Origin of the sequence: Pseudomonas sp. PDM25 (assembly GCF_019219045.1) — a bacterium.
Lineage (GTDB): Bacteria > Pseudomonadota > Gammaproteobacteria > Pseudomonadales > Pseudomonadaceae > Aquipseudomonas.
In genome coordinates, this window is record NZ_JAHUWL010000002.1 from 98,031 (window position 1) to 113,688 (window position 15,658).

Annotated in this window: 16 protein-coding genes; 10 read left to right on the forward strand and 6 right to left on the reverse strand. The window is 60.0% G+C overall.

Annotated elements, in window-relative coordinates:
* Positions 1 to 95 precede the first annotated feature (95 nt).
* From KW848_RS02905 to KW848_RS02915, 3 genes are all read left to right on the forward strand, one after another.
* Positions 96 to 875 carry a helix-turn-helix domain-containing protein gene (locus KW848_RS02905; RefSeq protein ID WP_218535577.1) on the forward strand — a complete coding sequence of 260 codons (780 nt, stop codon included), beginning with the start codon at positions 96 to 98 and terminating at the stop codon, positions 873 to 875.
* A gap of 95 nt (positions 876 to 970) precedes the next feature.
* Positions 971 to 1,144: a DUF1427 family protein gene (locus KW848_RS02910; RefSeq protein ID WP_111452434.1), complete on the forward strand. Its 174-nt coding sequence runs from the start codon at positions 971 to 973 to the stop codon at positions 1,142 to 1,144.
* Positions 1,145 to 1,173: 29 nt separating this feature from the next.
* Positions 1,174 to 2,130 carry a zinc-binding alcohol dehydrogenase family protein gene (locus tag KW848_RS02915; protein WP_218535580.1) on the forward strand — a complete coding sequence of 319 codons (957 nt, stop codon included), beginning with the start codon at positions 1,174 to 1,176 and terminating at the stop codon, positions 2,128 to 2,130.
* 134 nt (positions 2,131 to 2,264) lie between these two features.
* Here the strand turns inward: KW848_RS02915 and KW848_RS02920 are convergent, their stop codons facing one another.
* Positions 2,265 to 3,287: a purine nucleoside permease gene (locus KW848_RS02920; protein WP_218535583.1), complete on the reverse strand. Its 1,023-nt coding sequence runs from the start codon at positions 3,285 to 3,287 to the stop codon at positions 2,265 to 2,267.
* 24 nt (positions 3,288 to 3,311) lie between these two features.
* Entirely contained in the window at positions 3,312 to 4,268 is a 957-nt protein-coding gene (locus tag KW848_RS02925) for a nucleoside-specific channel-forming protein Tsx (RefSeq protein WP_218535585.1), read from the reverse strand.
* 265 nt (positions 4,269 to 4,533) lie between these two features.
* Between KW848_RS02925 and selD the strand changes: the two genes are divergently transcribed.
* The gene (gene selD / locus KW848_RS02930) at positions 4,534 to 5,568 is read left to right on the forward strand and encodes a selenide, water dikinase SelD (protein ID WP_218535606.1); all 1,035 of its coding nucleotides are present in this window, start codon (positions 4,534 to 4,536) and stop codon (positions 5,566 to 5,568) included.
* Positions 5,568 to 6,671 carry a tRNA 2-selenouridine(34) synthase MnmH gene (gene mnmH, locus KW848_RS02935; protein ID WP_218535608.1) on the forward strand — a complete coding sequence of 368 codons (1,104 nt, stop codon included), beginning with the start codon at positions 5,568 to 5,570 and terminating at the stop codon, positions 6,669 to 6,671. Before selD ends, mnmH begins: the two co-directional genes overlap by 1 nt.
* Before the next feature lie 155 nt (positions 6,672 to 6,826).
* On the opposite strand, the gene KW848_RS02940 is transcribed toward mnmH, so the two are convergent.
* On the reverse strand, positions 6,827 to 7,501 hold the full coding sequence (locus tag KW848_RS02940; RefSeq protein WP_218535610.1) for a histidine phosphatase family protein: 675 nt from the start codon (positions 7,499 to 7,501) through the stop codon (positions 6,827 to 6,829).
* Between the two features lie 370 nt (positions 7,502 to 7,871).
* Between KW848_RS02940 and KW848_RS02945 the strand changes: the two genes are divergently transcribed.
* The 3 genes from KW848_RS02945 to hemB all read left to right on the forward strand — a co-directional run bounded on the left by KW848_RS02945 (position 7,872) and on the right by hemB (position 10,575).
* Positions 7,872 to 8,585, forward strand: coding sequence for a glutathione binding-like protein (locus tag KW848_RS02945; protein WP_111452427.1), 714 nt, complete (start codon positions 7,872 to 7,874; stop codon positions 8,583 to 8,585).
* 20 nt (positions 8,586 to 8,605) lie between these two features.
* Positions 8,606 to 9,448 carry a PhzF family phenazine biosynthesis protein gene (locus KW848_RS02950; protein WP_218535613.1) on the forward strand — a complete coding sequence of 281 codons (843 nt, stop codon included), beginning with the start codon at positions 8,606 to 8,608 and terminating at the stop codon, positions 9,446 to 9,448.
* Between the two features lie 152 nt (positions 9,449 to 9,600).
* A complete protein-coding gene (gene hemB / locus KW848_RS02955; RefSeq protein WP_046047616.1) occupies positions 9,601 to 10,575 on the forward strand; it encodes a porphobilinogen synthase in 975 nt (324 codons plus the stop codon).
* A gap of 124 nt (positions 10,576 to 10,699) precedes the next feature.
* Here the strand turns inward: hemB and KW848_RS02960 are convergent, their stop codons facing one another.
* The gene (locus KW848_RS02960; protein WP_218535615.1) at positions 10,700 to 12,235 is read right to left on the reverse strand and encodes an FAD-dependent oxidoreductase; all 1,536 of its coding nucleotides are present in this window, start codon (positions 12,233 to 12,235) and stop codon (positions 10,700 to 10,702) included.
* Positions 12,236 to 12,429: 194 nt separating this feature from the next.
* Between KW848_RS02960 and KW848_RS02965 the strand changes: the two genes are divergently transcribed.
* Positions 12,430 to 13,524 carry a DUF1615 domain-containing protein gene (locus KW848_RS02965; protein WP_218535617.1) on the forward strand — a complete coding sequence of 365 codons (1,095 nt, stop codon included), beginning with the start codon at positions 12,430 to 12,432 and terminating at the stop codon, positions 13,522 to 13,524.
* A 78-nt stretch (positions 13,525 to 13,602) separates the two neighbouring features.
* Here KW848_RS02965 and KW848_RS02970 read toward each other — a convergent pair whose 3' ends face one another.
* Positions 13,603 to 14,004 (reverse strand): hypothetical protein, encoded by a 402-nt coding sequence (locus KW848_RS02970; RefSeq protein ID WP_218535619.1) that lies wholly within the window; start codon positions 14,002 to 14,004, stop codon positions 13,603 to 13,605.
* A gap of 331 nt (positions 14,005 to 14,335) precedes the next feature.
* Here KW848_RS02970 and KW848_RS02975 point away from each other — a divergent pair, with 331 nt between their 5' ends.
* Positions 14,336 to 14,959: a glutathione S-transferase family protein gene (locus KW848_RS02975; RefSeq protein WP_218535621.1), complete on the forward strand. Its 624-nt coding sequence runs from the start codon at positions 14,336 to 14,338 to the stop codon at positions 14,957 to 14,959.
* Between the two features lies 1 nt (position 14,960).
* Here KW848_RS02975 and KW848_RS02980 read toward each other — a convergent pair whose 3' ends face one another.
* Entirely contained in the window at positions 14,961 to 15,401 is a 441-nt protein-coding gene (locus tag KW848_RS02980) for a CBS domain-containing protein (RefSeq protein ID WP_008148332.1), read from the reverse strand.
* Positions 15,402 to 15,658: the final 257 nt, after the last annotated feature.

Below are 15,658 nucleotides of genomic sequence, written 5' to 3' on the forward strand. Positions count from 1 at the left end.
AAATTCAGTCGAATTGTCAGATGGAGGCCGCCCGTAGCGACAAGCCCCGTGGCTCGTTACCATGCAATCTCTGAAATCCCCAATGATTGCTGCCCATGGCCCTTGCCGCCCCTCCCGACCTGAGTGACACCGATGTGCCCGTGCAACCGCTGGCGCGCACCTATCCGCGCGGCCTGTACATCGAGCCGCATGAACATGTCTGGGGGCAGTTGCTGTATGCGATGAGCGGGGTGATGTGGGTCGAGACGCCCCATGAAGCGCTGGTGGTGCCGCCGCAACGAGCGGTGTGGCTGCCGCCGGGTGTGCCCCACGGGATTCGCGTGGTGTCGGATTTACAGATGCGCAACATCTACTTGCGGCCCTCATTGGCGGCGACGCTGGACGACACGGTCCAGGTGATCGAAGTCGGCGGACTGCTGCGTGAGCTGATCGTCGGGCTGGTGGAGCAGGGCGACGATGGCGCGCCCGAGTATTACGAAGCGCTGGTCGGCCTGGCGCTGCTGGAGCTTAGGCGAGCCCGGCGCTCGTTGCTGAAAATCCCCTTGCCGGATGATTCCGACCGACGGCTGATGAACCTGTGCCAGGCGGTCATGGCCGCGCCATCGCTGGACATTGCCTTCGAACAACACGCCGAAAACGCCGGTGCCAGCGTGCGTACCCTGGCGCGGCTGTTCAAGGACGGTCTGGGCATGGGCTTCGCCGAATGGCGGCGCCAGGTGCAATTGGCAACGGCGGTGGCGGAGTTGATCCAGGGCGTGCCGGTCAGTGCGATTGCCCGGGAGTTGGGTTACTCACCGAGCAGCTTCAGCGACATGTTTCGGCGGGAACTGGGTGTCGCGCCTTCGCAGTTTTCGGCAATCCAGCGTCAGGATTGAAAGCGCTTTGGCCGATATTCAGAAGCACTTGGCCGGTGCTCGTCGCTACCGATCTTTAGACTCCGGGCATACCTTAATCAGCCACGGAGTCTGCCATGAGCTACCTCATCTCATTGGTCATCGGTCTGGGCGTCGGTTTGCTCTACGGCGCTCTGGATTTTCGTTCCCCCGCACCGCCGGCCATCGCGCTGGTAGGGCTGCTCGGCATGTTGGCCGGTGAGAAGTTGTGGCCAATGGGCCGGCAGTTGGTGGCTGGCTGGATCGCCTGAACCGTTTATTTCATTCGAGGGAAACACTCATGAAAGCACTGCAATTCGACAAGACCGGTGAGCTCTCGGCCCTGCGCTACGTTGAACTTCCCACCCCCGTCCCCGGCGCCGATGAAGTGCTGGTCCAGATCAAGGCGGCCGGCCTCAACCCCAGCGATGTGAAGAACGTGCTGGGGCGCTTTCCCTACACCACACTGCCGCGGATTCCCGGTCGTGATTTCGCCGGTGTAGTCGTTGAAGGCCCGCAGGCGCTGATCGGTCAGGAAGTCTGGGGCACCGGTCGTGAACTGGGCTTTTTCGCCGATGGCTCGCACGCACAATTCGTCAAACTGCCGGCCAATGGTGTAGCGAAAAAGCCGACCCATCTGAGCTTTGCCCAGGCTGCCAGCCTCGGCGTGCCGTACACCACGGCGTGGGATGCGTTGGAGCGCAGTGGGGTGACGGCCGAAACCCGCTTGCTGGTGATCGGTGGCGGGGCGGTTGGCACTGCGGCGCTGGCGCTGGGCAAGGTGCGTGGCGCTCAAGTACTGGCCGCGGCGCGGCGGCCGGAACAGATCAAGGATTTGCAGGCCCAGGGGTATCAGACGCTGCAACTGGATAAACCCGAGGATCTCGGCGCTCAGGTGAATGCCGTGTATGCCGGCGGCGCTGATGTGATTTTCGACACCACCGGTTTCTGGCTCCCGGCCTCGGTCCCGGCGCTGGCCGCGTTCGGTCGCATCGCGATCATCGCCGCACCGGTGGACGGCATGGTGCAATTGCCGGCCCTGGCGCTGTATCGCAAGGGCGGTTCGGTGGTGGGGATCAACTCGTTGCTGTATGGCGTCCAGGCGTGTGCGGCGATGCTTGATCAGTTCGGCACGTTCTTCGATCAGGGCTTGTTGCCGTTGCCTGAGGGTTTGTTTGAATCGCCGTTGGCAGAAGGGCTGGAGCGGTATGCCGAGGTGAGCCAAGGTGCCGGCGACAAAGTGATTTTGTTGCCGTAACCCTAATCAAATGTGGGAGCGGCGGTGCGGCGATCCGACTTGCTCGCGAAGGCGGCGGCACAGTCAATATTGATGTGCCTGACACACCGCTTTCGCGAGCAAGCCCGCTCCCACAAAGGTTTTGTATTGTCAGATCAAGCCTCGGGAACACCGTTCTCCCACGCCGACCAGTTCTTCAAAATCTCCTGCACCAGCGGATTTCCCGTCCGGTACAGGTTCTCCAGCGCCGGCACAAACCCACCTTGATCCGCATACTTGAGCAGATTTTCCACCTCGCTCTGACCCGGCGCCGGCCGATCAAAATCGGAACCCGCACGCACCACCGCCAAACGCTGCACATCCACCAACCCTTCACGGCTGGCCCGCAGCAGCGCCTCATAGGTGGAGTTGTCTTCCTGCTGCGTCGTGCAGTACTCACCGTTGTTATCGGTCAGCAGCCGGGTCCAGACCTCAGCCCGCTCACTCAACCGCGTCCCGGAAAACCAGGTATTGCCCGCCAGCGTGTCGCACTGCGTCACCACCGGCGGCTGATTGGCCGGGGCCGACGGATACTTCATGCGCCACGCGGCCGATTCCTTGCTCTCGCTCAATTGGACTTTGTGGCTGAGAGCAAAGGCCCTGGCCTGCAACTTCGGGTTGAGTTCGAAGACTTCGGTCTTGTAATCCAGCGGCGGTTTCTCGTTCGGGCCTTTGGTATTGATGCCGATATAACCGGTCGGCCAGTCTGACGGCGCGTCCCGGGAATCCAGCTCCCATTGGGTGCCGAACTCCACCAGATAATGCGCCCACGCCGTGGTGCCGATGGTCCCGTGTTTTGGGCTGATGCCGGCAATCCCGGCGACCAGGAAGTAACTTTTGCGCAGGTCGAATTTCGACGACAGCGCCAGGGCCAGCGTCGACGCCGCGGCGTTGGTCTGGCCCATGCCGGTGACCATCAGGCATACCTGTTGACTGTTGCAGCGAACGGTCGGGTACTCGGCGGACAGCCCCGGCACCCGCACTTGCCGCTTGAGTTCCAACCGATCAATCCAGTTTTGCGCCTCGGGAGCGAACATGGTGATCAGCATCACCTTCGGCTGGATCGGCGCTTCAGTCGCCCATGCCGTTGCGGAGAGCAGGGCGGCACAGGCCAGGGAAAGACGCGTCATTGCATGCATAAAACCTCCTGATTCAAACAAGTCTTAAAACTGATAACCGATGCCGGCGTAGTAACCCCAACCGTCGGAACGGGCGCGGAAGTTACCGTCGCCAAAATTCAATTCGCTGCCATCCTCCCAGTTGCCGCCGTTGTGGAAATAACGGCCGACCAGGGTGAACCGCAAATGGGTGAACGAGTACAGCAAGACGTTGGTGGCCACCGTAGCGTTGGCAGTACGAGCCGGGTTGTCCTTGTGCAGGTCCGAGCCGAAGTCGAAGTTGGTGAACCCGATGTAGGTCAGTGACGCGCCGTTGCTGAAGCTGCTGATCGGCACGATGTATTTGAGTTGGGCGCGATAGCCGTCCCACGAATATTCGTTGCTGGCGCCGTAGTTTTCCCACTGGTAGCGCCCATAGAAGTTGGCCGACAGGTTGACCCGCGAATGGGTGTCGATGTCGGTGCCCAAACCGCTGTACAGCGTATTGGCGCGGTTGGCGCTGTTACTGCCGTGGTCGTAGATCCAGTCAAAGGCCACGTACCATTCCTTGAACGGCCCGATGGCCAGGCTGCGGCCGGCGAGGTAATCGATGGAGATCCGCGGTTCGTGCTCCATGAACACCGGCGAGCCGTGGTCCCACACGCCTTTGTCATGGCTGTTGCCGATGTCGAAGATCTTCGGAATGTCGATGTAACCGTACAATTCGAACGGCCCCTTGCGCCCGAAGTACTCGTATTCCAGGTAGATATCGTCGGCCGGTTGCGGGCCGAAACTGATGTCTTTGCTGCCGATGACGGTCAGGTCCTGATTGAACCAGTCCGAGAGGTACACACCTTTTTTCGGTGGGCTGGCTTCGGGGCTGAGGCTTTCGCCTTGGGCGGATTCTTCGGCGGGAGCGGGCTGCGCCAAAACGGTGCTGCTGAGTAGTCCTGTAACGCTGGCCAGCAGCAAGGAAACAGCAAAAGTGCGCGAGCAAGTCACGCGGCTGAACGTGCGGTGCATTAAAAGTCCCTTTTCGTGCGGATCGAAAGCCCGGTTCTTCGGGCTTGCGCGGTTGTGTAGCGAAAACGCTTGTATCAGCGACTCGCAAACGTTTGCACAAGGCATACCAGTTTTGCTCAAGGCACGGAAAAGCCTAGGGAATTGCTGGTTTAACTGTCCTTTCGGTCAGAAGAGCGTTGCCACGCGGGATCGAGGGAACGATCAGCTCCTACGAAATAGGGTTGATGTAAACTCCTCGGCACTGACTTCACGAGATGTGCCCCCCATGAGCGAACCGATTCGTCTGACCCAATACAGCCACGGTGCCGGATGTGGCTGCAAGATTTCTCCCCAGGTGCTGGAAGTGATTCTGGCCGGCAGCGGGGCGCAGAACCTTGACCCGAAACTCTGGGTCGGCAATGCCTCGCGCGATGACGCGGCGGTGTACGCCATTGATGAAGAACGCGGCGTGGTCTCGACCACCGACTTCTTTATGCCGATCGTCGACGACCCGTTCGACTTCGGCCGCATCGCCGCCACCAACGCCATCAGTGACATCTACGCCATGGGCGGCGATCCGTTGATGGCGATTGCGATCCTCGGCTGGCCGGTCAACGTACTGGCGCCGGAGATTGCCCGGGAAGTGATTCGCGGCGGGCGTTCGGTCTGCGATGAAGCGGGGATCCCGCTGGCTGGTGGGCATTCCATCGACGCGCCGGAGCCGATCTTCGGCCTCGCTGTGACCGGTCTGGTGGAAAAGCGCCATATGAAGCGCAACGATACCGCCACCGTCGGTTGCCTGCTTTACCTCACCAAACCGCTGGGCATCGGCATCCTTACCACCGCCGAGAAGAAGGGCAAATTGCGCCATGCCGACATTGGCCTGGCCCGCGACTGGATGTGCACCCTGAACAAACCCGGCAGCCGTTTCGGCAAACTTGAAGGCGTCACCGCCATGACCGACGTCACCGGTTTTGGTCTGCTGGGGCATTTGGTGGAAATGGCCGACGGCAGCAACGTGACCGCTCGCATCGAGTACGACCGCGTACCGCGTCTGCCAGGTGTCGAGTATTACCTCGACCAAGGCTGTGTGCCCGGCGGGACGCTGCGCAACTTCGACAGCTACGCCAGCAAGCTTGGGCGTCTTCAGGAAATGCACAAACGCGTGCTCTGCGATCCGCAGACCAGCGGTGGCCTGCTGGTTGCGGTCACCCCCGAAGGCAACGAACACTTCCTCAAAGTGGCCGCCGAACTAGGCCTGATCCTTGAGCCGATCGGTGAACTGATCGAGCGACAGACGAACGCGGTTGAGGTGTTTTGATGTCCATCGAATTCACCGATTACCGCGACATTTTTCTCAACGACCGACCGATGATGGATGCCCGTGCGCCGGTCGAATTTCTCAAAGGCTCATTCCCCGGCGTGATCAACCTGCCGCTGATGAATGACCATGAGCGGCAACGGGTCGGCACTTGTTACAAGCAACACGGTCAGCAAGCGGCCATTACGTTGGGGCACCAGTTGGTGTCTGGTGAGATAAAAGCCGAGCGCGTCCAGGCCTGGGCCGATTTTGCCCGGGCTCATCCTGATGGGTATTTGTATTGTTTTCGCGGCGGTTTGCGTTCGCAGATCGTCCAGCAATGGCTCAAGGACGAGGCCGGCATCGACTATCCGCGAGTGGGTGGTGGCTACAAGGCGATGCGCACCTTCTTGCTCGACACGCTCGATCAGGCGGTTGCCCAGTGTGATTTCGTGTTGCTGGGCGGCATGACCGGCACCGGCAAAACCGAAGTGCTCACGCAGTTGCGCAACGGCCTGGACCTTGAAGGTCACGCCCATCATCGCGGCTCCAGTTTCGGTAAACGCGCCACCGGCCAACCCTCCAACATCGATTTTGAAAACCGCCTGGCGGTGGACGTGCTGAAGAAGCGCGCCCACGGCATCGAGCAGTTTGTGCTGGAAGACGAGAGCCGCGCGATCGGCAGTTGTGCGCTGCCGTTGCCGCTGTTCCAGGGCATGCAGCAGTTTCCGATGGTCTGGCTGGAAGACAGCCTGGAAGGGCGGGTCGAACGGATCCTGCGCGATTACGTGGTGGACTTGTGTGCCGAGTTCATCGGCGTGCATGGCGATGAAGGTTTCGCGCTGTTTTCCGAGCGTTTGCTGGAGAGCCTGAACAATGTGCAGAAACGTCTGGGCGGTGAGCGCCATCGGCGGCTGTTGATGTTGATGGAAGACGCGCTGGCGGAGCAGGCGAGCAGCGGGGCAGTGGACTTGCACCGGGGCTGGATCGAAGGGTTGCTTCGTGAGTATTACGACCCGATGTATGCGTTTCAGCGGGAGAAGAAAGGGGGGCGCATTGAATTCGCTGGAGAGCGGGCTGCCGTCCTTGAGTATCTGCGAGAGCGGGTCAGTCAACGAAGTTGATGGTGTTTTTTTCGGCCCCTTCGCGAGCAAGCCCGCTCCCACATTAGATTCTCAGTGAACACAATATTTGTGTACGACAAAGATCAAATGTGGGAGCGGGCTTGCTCGCGAAGAGGCCCTTGCAGACGCTATAAAACTTAAAGCACTGCCGCCCCTTATGTCGGACAGGTCTCCTGCCCATTATTCAGACCTTGCTTGTAGGCGTGGCTCACCACGCTGGCCTTGCCGTTGTGCCAGGTCAGGGTGAGCACGTACAGCGAGTCGTAGTCGTTGGATTCCCAGTCGTCGATGATGTTCTGTTTCTTGCCGATGGCTTCCCCTGCGACCTTGTTGATCAGCTCCGGCAGGTAGCCGTGGGACCAGGCGGTGTAGATGACCGAGTTGTGATATTTGTCGAGGAGCAATTCATCGGCCAGATCACTGGTGTCGTTGGCCGAGAAGTTGATGTTCACCGGCAAACCAAGCTTGATCGCGCTGGGGCTGATGGTCATCAGGGGACGGATGTAACTGTAGGAATTGTCCAGTTCGCCTTCTTCGACATTGCGCGTCGGGTTGGCGGCAAATACATAGTTGGCCTTGCCGAATTTTTCCGGCAGCAAGGTGGCCAGGTCGATGGCACGGTTCAGGCCCTGGCAGTTGAGCTGGCCGAGGCCGCCTTCGGGTTTTTCCGCGTGGCGCAGGAACACCAGCGTCTGGGTGCCGTCCATCGGTTGGGCGCGACTTTCGCTGGATTCAAGGAACAGGAACAGCGCGCAGACCGCCAACAGGGAGGGCAGGACCACGTACGCGCGATACTTGAAGCGTTTGGCGAATTTCAAAAGGTTCATCATTTGAATAGGTGATCTTCAGCGCATTCGGTTAAGGCTGACAAACCTTTACACCGCGAGCTCCCTGCGTCGGGTGTTTTCCATGTCGTTGGGCCGGCCCGTTTCCGAAAGGGCGATGCTCAGAGTCCTCTGAGGCCCATTTGGTTCGATCCGAGCAAGTGCGCAGCACTGTAGCGGCAACCTGAGATGGGTGGAGCAGAGGTTATCGACAGGATGTTGCCGATTTATGGACACAGTACACGTGTTGGCGCCATTCACAGGCTGCAATCTTCTGATCATGCTCATCAGCAATATTGATAACGCCAAAAGATCGCAGCCATCGGCAACCCATACATTATGATCAGCGTCTACTTTTTCCGTGTGGATGCTTCCCATGACCGATCTGTCCGCGTTCCCGATTACCCGAAAATGGCCGGCTCAATACCCCGAGTGGATCCAGCTTTACTCCTTGCCGACCCCCAACGGCGTCAAGGTGTCGATCATGCTCGAAGAGATCGGACTGCCCTACGAACCGCATCGTGTGGGCTTCGAAACCAATGACCAGATGTCCCCCGAATTTCTTTCACTGAACCCCAACAACAAGATCCCGGCCATCCTCGACCCCCACGGTCCGGGGGACCAACCCCTGGCGCTGTTCGAGTCCGGGGCGATTCTGATTTACCTGGCCGACAAGAGCGGGCAATTGCTGGCCCAGGAATCGGCGGCGCGATACGAGACCCTTCAGTGGCTGATGTTTCAGATGGGCGGTATCGGGCCGATGTTTGGCCAGCTCGGCTTTTTCAACAAATTTGCCGGCAAAGACTATGAGGACAAGCGTCCCCGCGACCGCTACGTCGATGAAAGCAAGCGCCTGCTTAATGTGCTCAATAACCGCCTGGAAGGGCGCGACTGGATCATGGGCGAGCGCTACACCATCGCGGACATCGCGACCTTCCCCTGGGTGCGCAACCTGATCGGCTTCTATGAGGCCGGCGAGCTGGTGGGCATAAAGGACTTCACCAACGTCACGCGGGTGCTGGAGCGCTTTCTGGCGCGGCCGGCGGTGATGCGCGGGCTGGAAATTCCCAAGCAAAACGCTTCGATTTGATCAAGAAACCAAGGAAGGCCATGCACTCATTCGATTTCAAGCAAGTAGATGTCTTCAGCCGTGTTGCGCTCAAGGGCAATCCGTTGGCGGTGGTGTTCGGCGCCGATGAGCTCAGTGATGAGCGCATGGCGGCGTTCGCCAGCTGGACCAATCTCAGCGAAACCACATTCATACTCGAACCGCGCGATCCTCGCGCCGATTATCGCGTGCGGATTTTCACCACCCTGAACGAATTGCCGTTCGCCGGTCATCCGACACTGGGCACCTGCCATGCGTGGCTGGAGGCCGGTGGCGTGCCCAAGGGCGAAGAGATTATTCAGGAGTGCGGTGTGGGGCTGGTGCGGGTTCGTCGACAAGGCGCAGAGCTGGCCTTTCTCGCACCGCCATTGCTCAGGACCGGGCCGGTGGAGGCGGATGTGGTTGAACGGGTGCGGCGGGGGCTCGGGCTGGAATCGGGGGCGATTGTGCGCACTCAGTGGGTCGACAACGGTGCCGGATGGCTGGCCGTGATGGTCGAGGATCGCCAGCAGGTGCTGGACCTGCAACCGGATCATTCGCAAATGCTTGGCCTGGCCGTCGGTGTCATCGCGCCATGGCATCCCGAGCGCGAGGGTGATGACGCACAGTTCGAAGTGCGGGCGTTCATCTCCGGCGACGGCATGCCGGAAGACCCCGCCACCGGAAGCCTGAACGCCGGAATTGCTCAATGGTTGCTCAGCGAAGGACTGGCGCCGGCGTCCTATGTGGTCAGCCAGGGCCTGACCATGGGCCGCGCCGGACGCATTCAGGTCGAGCAGGTGGGCGACGAGATCTGGATCGGCGGTTCTGTGGTGACCTGCATCAGCGGAACCTTGAATCTGTAACCTGTGGGAGCGGGCTTGCGTTAATTGCGCGCGATTGTTGCTGTCGCGGTAACGCAGTCTTGAGTGATCGAGGTTTGTGCCCCGCGCCTTGCAAGGCATAAGCTTCGCCCCCTACGACTTTCGTCTCGTCCTTCGTTTTTCAGGAAATCCACATGTCCAGTCAGTTCCCCGAAGCACGTCCACGCCGTCTGCGCCGCAATGCGAGCCTGCGCAGCCTGTTCCAGGAAACCGAGTTCAGCTTGAACGATCTGGTGCTGCCGATTTTCGTCGAGGAAGAGATCGACGACTTCGTACCGATCAAAAGCATGCCCGGCGTGATGCGTATTCCGGAGTCGAAACTGGCGGGTGAAATCGAGCGTTATGCCCGGGCCGGGATCAAGTCGGTGATGACGTTCGGCGTGTCGCACCATTTGGACGGCAACGGCAGCGACACCTGGAGCGACAACGGTCTGGTGTCGCGCATGTCGCGCATCGCCAAGGATGCGGTGCCGGACATGATCGTGATGTCCGACACCTGCTTCTGTGAGTACACCGACCATGGTCATTGCGGCGTGCTGCACAACCATGAGGTCGACAACGACCAGACCCTGATCAATCTCGGCAAACAAGCGGTGGCCGCGGCCCGTGCCGGCGCCGATGTGATCGCCCCGTCGGCCGCCATGGACGGGCAGGTGCAGGCCATTCGCCGGGCGCTCGATGAAGCGGGTTTCAACCAGACCGCGATCATGGCCTATTCGACCAAGTTTGCCTCGGCGCTCTACGGTCCGTTCCGTGAAGCCGGCGGCAGCGCACTCAAGGGCGACCGCAAAAGCTATCAGATGAACCCGATGAACCGCCGCGAAGCCGTGCGCGAATCACTGATGGACGAGCAGGAAGGCGCTGACGCGCTGATGGTCAAACCGGCCGGCGCGTACCTGGACATCATCCGCGACATCCGTGAAGCCTCGCGTTTGCCGCTGTCGGCGTATCAGGTGAGCGGCGAGTACGCGATGATCAAATTCGCCGCCCAGGCCGGGGCGATCGATGAGGATCGCGTGGTGCGTGAGAGCCTTGGCGCAATCAAGCGGGCGGGCGCTGATCTGATCTTCACTTACTTCGCGATGGACCTGGCGCTGGCCGGGATCTAAACCCCACCACAAAACCACTGTGGGAGCGGGCTTGCTCGCGAAGGCGGTGTGTCAGTCAACACTTGAATTAACTGACACACCGCCTTCGCGAGCAAGCCCGCTCCCACATGTCTACGGTGTTGAATCAGCGGGCGCCGAAAAACGGCCGGATCCCGTGATCCCGGAAGTACCGCTCGATCACCTTGGGATCGGCAGAATTGTCGGCAATCGCCACATACGTATCCGGCCGCAACAGGTAAAACCCGTTACGCCCCAGGCCAGCCGCTTCAAACGCCGGCCGCCAGTCAAACACATGCAACGGCAAATGATGTTCGTGGCACCAGGCGATCATTTCATCGCTGGTGTCGCCATACACATGCACCTGCCAGGTCAGACACTTCAGCGATTCGAAATTGTCCCCCTCACCGTCGTGAGCCCAGGGCAGACGGTCGCCGCCGTGAACATGACCGGCAACACCCGTGCTCAACGGCATCCCGCGATAGTTCAGGGTGATCTGCGACACCGTGCGAAACAGGAACTCGCGGGACGCCTCAAACGATGCCATTTTCGGAATCACGAACGGCGCCAGACGCGTGCGCAGCACATCGGCGATGCGCCCTTCGGCCGTGACGAAAGTGAACACTCTGTCCGTGGTGGCGACCAGTTTGCGGGCAAACGCGATGCGCTCGGTTTCGTACGTGTCGAGGAGTTTGGCCTCAGCGCCGCCGCTCAACACCGCCGCGAGTTTCCAGGCAAGGTTGATGGCGTCGCCAATGCCGGTGTTCATGCCCTGGCCACCGGCAGGGCTGTGGACGTGCGCGGCGTCGCCCAATAGAAACGCGCGCCCGGTACTAAAATGATCCGCCACCCGATGATGCACCCGGTAGGTCGAGAACCAGTTCAGTTGCTCGATCTTTACTTTCATATGCTCGATGGCCCGACTGCTGACGTCTTCAAATTGCAGGGTTTCGGCTTGCTCGGCGCGCTCGTCGCGTACGGTCCCGATCAGACGGGCGCGGCCCGTTCCGCCCAAGGGGAACACCGCGAGAAAATCCGCTTCATCAAGATCCACATGCAGTTCGCCGTTGAACGTCGGCCCGCTGGCTTGCACGTCGGCGACGTAGAAAATCTGCTGGTACGTGCCACCGGGAAATCCGGTGTCCAGGGTCTTGCGCACGATCGACCGGGCACCGTCGCAACCCGCAAGATAGCAGGCCTGGCAGGTTTCCTCCTGACCATCGGCCAAGCGCAAATAGGCGGTGATGCCGTCACCGGTTTCCACGAAACTCTCAAGTTCTGTGTTGCGCTCCACCTTGATGCCAAAGGCTTCAAGGCGGTCTATCAGCAGCCGTTCGTGTTCGTCCTGAGGAAAGATTTCGAGGAACGCATAAGGCGTCAGACCTTCGCCAATGCGGCTCAGCGGCATGCGCGCCACGGGTTCGCCCTTGACCCAGAAATTGGCGGCGGCCACTCGATGACCGTTCTGCACCACCGCATTGCTGAGGTCGAGCTGGCGATACAGCTCCAGCGTCCGCGCCTGGACGGCCAGCGCCCGCGAGGTGGTTCCGGGTGCCGACGTCTTGTCGATGATGCGCACTTGCACGCCAAGCTTGCTCAGCCACAGCGCCAACACCAGTCCGGTCGGGCCGGCGCCGATGATCAGAACGTCGCTACGGTTCATGAGACTGTCCTCCTCGGTGTGTGGCTCAAGTATGGTTCAGCCGCGACGGACGGGCAGGTTGTCTGCCAAACGGAAAAAGGCCCCCGCGACCAGTTAAGCCAAAACGCGGAACAGGGCGCGGCGGCGAGAGTCATAGCCTGCGCCATGCCATTGATCGTATGGTTACCCCGGCTCAACGGATTTGATGGAGCAACATGCAAGCCAATCGATTGATGATGAGCGTCGCCGCGCTGCTGGTGCTGGCGGGTTGCGGCACTCAGCGCACGCAAGAGCTCCCTGCGCGCAAGCCTGCCGAGGTCAAGGCCGAGATCGTGCGCCTGCTGCCGGCCCAAACCGCCGATCGCCAGGGCTGGGCTACCGATATTTACGCAGCATTGGCTGCCCAGAACATTTATCCCTCCACCCAAAACCTGTGCTCGGTACTGGCGGTCACCGAGCAGGAATCGACCTTTCAGGCGGACCCACCGGTACCGGGCCTGGGCAAAATCGCCCGCGAGGAGATCGACCGCCGCGCCGACAAAGCCCACATTCCCGGCCTGCTGGTGAGCGGTGCGCTGCAGGTGAGTTCATCCAACGGCAAAAGCTACAGCGACCGACTCAATGCGGCGCGCAGCGAGAAAGAGCTCAGCGCGATCTTCGATGATTTCATCGGCATGGTGCCCATGGGCCGGACGCTGTTCGGTGGGTTCAACCCGGTGCATACCGGTGGGCCGATGCAGGTCAGCATCGATTTCGCCGAGCAACAGGCGAAGGCGTATCCGTACCCGGTGGCCGGCTCGATCCGTCATGAAGTGTTCAGTCGTCGCGGCGGGATGTACTTCGGTATCGCCCACTTGCTCGGTTATCCGGTGAGCTACAAACAACCGCTGTATCGCTTTGCCGATTTCAATGCCGGTTGGTACGCCAGTCGCAATGCCGCGTTTCAGAACGCGGTGAGTCGCGCGTCGGGCATACCGCTGGCGCTGGATGGTGACCTGGTCCGCTACGATTCGATCATGCCTGGCACCACGGAATTGGCGGTGCGAACGCTCGGCAAGCAACTGGGCATGCGCAATCCGACCATTCGGGACCAATTGGAGGAAGGCAAAAACTTCGAATTCGAGGACACCCAGCTCTATGCACGGGTTTTTGCCCTGGCCGAACAGGCGGAAGGTCGGCCATTACCGCGTGCGGTGTTGCCGGGGATTGAGCTACAAAGCCCGAAAATCACCCGCAAACTCACCACGGCGTGGTTTGCCAAACGGGTCGATGAGCGTTATCAGCGTTGCATGGCGCGGGCCGGCAAGTGACCGAACGCAAAAAACAGGCGTAAAAAACCCGGCTGATAAGGCCGGGTTTTCATTGAGTACTGCGGTAAAACCATTCATTTATACGGCGCGGCTTTCGATCAGACGGTCCGAGCCACCTTCAGCGACCCGGTTTTCGATCAGACGATCGGAGCCACCTTCAGCGACGCGATTCTCGATCAGACGATCGGAGCCACCTTCAGCGACGCGATTTTCGATCAGACGATCGGAGCCACCTTCAGCGACGCGGTTTTCGATCAGACGATCGGAGCCACCTTCAGCGACGCGGTTTTCGATCAGACGATCGGAGCCACCTTCAGCGACGCGATTCTCGATCAGACGGTCGGAACCACCTTCCGCCACACGACTTTCAATCAGTCGATCCGAGCCGCCTTCAGCGACAACCGGGTGAACAGAGGTAGCGGCGAAAGCGTTAACTGCAAAAACCGAGAAAGCGATGCTGAGGAAGATTTGGCGTTTCATGATGGTGTGCTCCGGGGTGTAGTTGTTGGGTCTGGAGCTGATGTTACGCCGCGGATTTTTTATGAGAACTTCATTGCCATGATGGTGAACATCGACGGCAATGATAGGAAGGACAATGCCCCCCCCCCACGCGAGCATGATGGTTGCGTTCAACTACTCAGGTGCGACGGCGAACAAACTTGCGCCACAACCCGACCCACAGCATGAACAGCGCGAAGGCTGATGTCTTTGCGGGTCGCCAATTCATCCAGGCGTTCACCGGCTAGACTGGCCGTTGACGAGTGTTCGCTCGTCGGCTGACGCTATTTTCGTTTCGCCAGGAGCGCGCGATATGTACCAGCTATACGGACACCAGAACTCCGGCGCTGCCGCGATAGAAGCGGCACTGGAACTTTGCGAAATTCCTTACCGCTTCATCGATGTTGAAGCCTCTCCCGAGGCGACCCACGGGCTGGAGAAACTCAATCCGCTCAAGCAGGTCCCGACCCTGCAATTGCCCGATGGCAGCGTTCTCACCGAGAGCGCGGCGATTCTGATTCACCTGGGGCTCACGTTCCCCCAATCAAACCTGTTGCCGAAAAACGCCGCCGCGCGGGATCAGGCCATTCGCGGCCTGGTGTACATCGTCAGCAATTGCTATTCGGCGATTGGCATCATCGACTACCCCGAGCGCTGGTTGGCCGAGGCGGATGAATCGTCCAGGCAAAACCTCATGGCCGGCGCCCGCGCGCGACTGCACAGGAGTTGGGAGGTGTTTGCCGATCAGTTTTCGGGCGATTTGTATCTGGGTGACGAGACGCCGGGGGCGCTGGATGTGCTGGCGGCGGTGGTTTCCAGATGGGCGGGTAGCCGCGAGTATTTACGCAGTGCAAGGCCCGGGTTTTTCGCCTGGCTTACGCGCATTGACCGGCACCCGACATTGGCACCGGTCTTCGCGCGGCATTGGCCGGATTGATCTATTCGCCGCGGATGTACTGCTCCAACTGGCGAATCAATTCAGCCTGTTCGGCGATGGCTTCCTTGACCAGGTCGCCGATCGACAGCAAACCGATCAACTGGCCGTTTTCCACCACCGGCAAGTGGCGCAGGCGTTTGTCGGACATGATGCCCATGCAGGTTTCGACGGTTTGATGGGTGTCCACGGTGATCACCGGCGACACCATGATGTCTTCGACCGGTGTACCGACGGAGGAGCGTCCCTTGAGCACGAGTTTGCGCGCATAGTCACGCTCGCTGATGATGCCGACGACCTCGCCATTCCTCAAGACCGGCAAGGCGCCGACGTTTTTGGCGGCCATGACCATCAGCGCTTCCAGCACCATTTGATGCGGTGCAATGGTGTGGACCTCATGATTCTGTTCAGCCTTTAACTTCAGCAGTTGGGCGACGGTTTTCATGGCAGTTTCTCAGGTGTTGTCGTTGTCCTTGAAGAATCGTAGACACGGGCGCTGAGGGCAAGGCAGAAAGCGGCAGATAACGCGCAAAAAACGCCATTCAGCGGTTTTTCTTTGGTAAACCTCTCGTGTCCGGTCGATAAACGCCCGTAACCGCGAGTCCGGGGTAGGTCAGCGCCCAGTTTTTTTGCGGCCCCCTAATCAACTGCCTCGCTCTGACGATCTCTTTGGCGATAGAAAACTCACCGATGCAGCCCTGG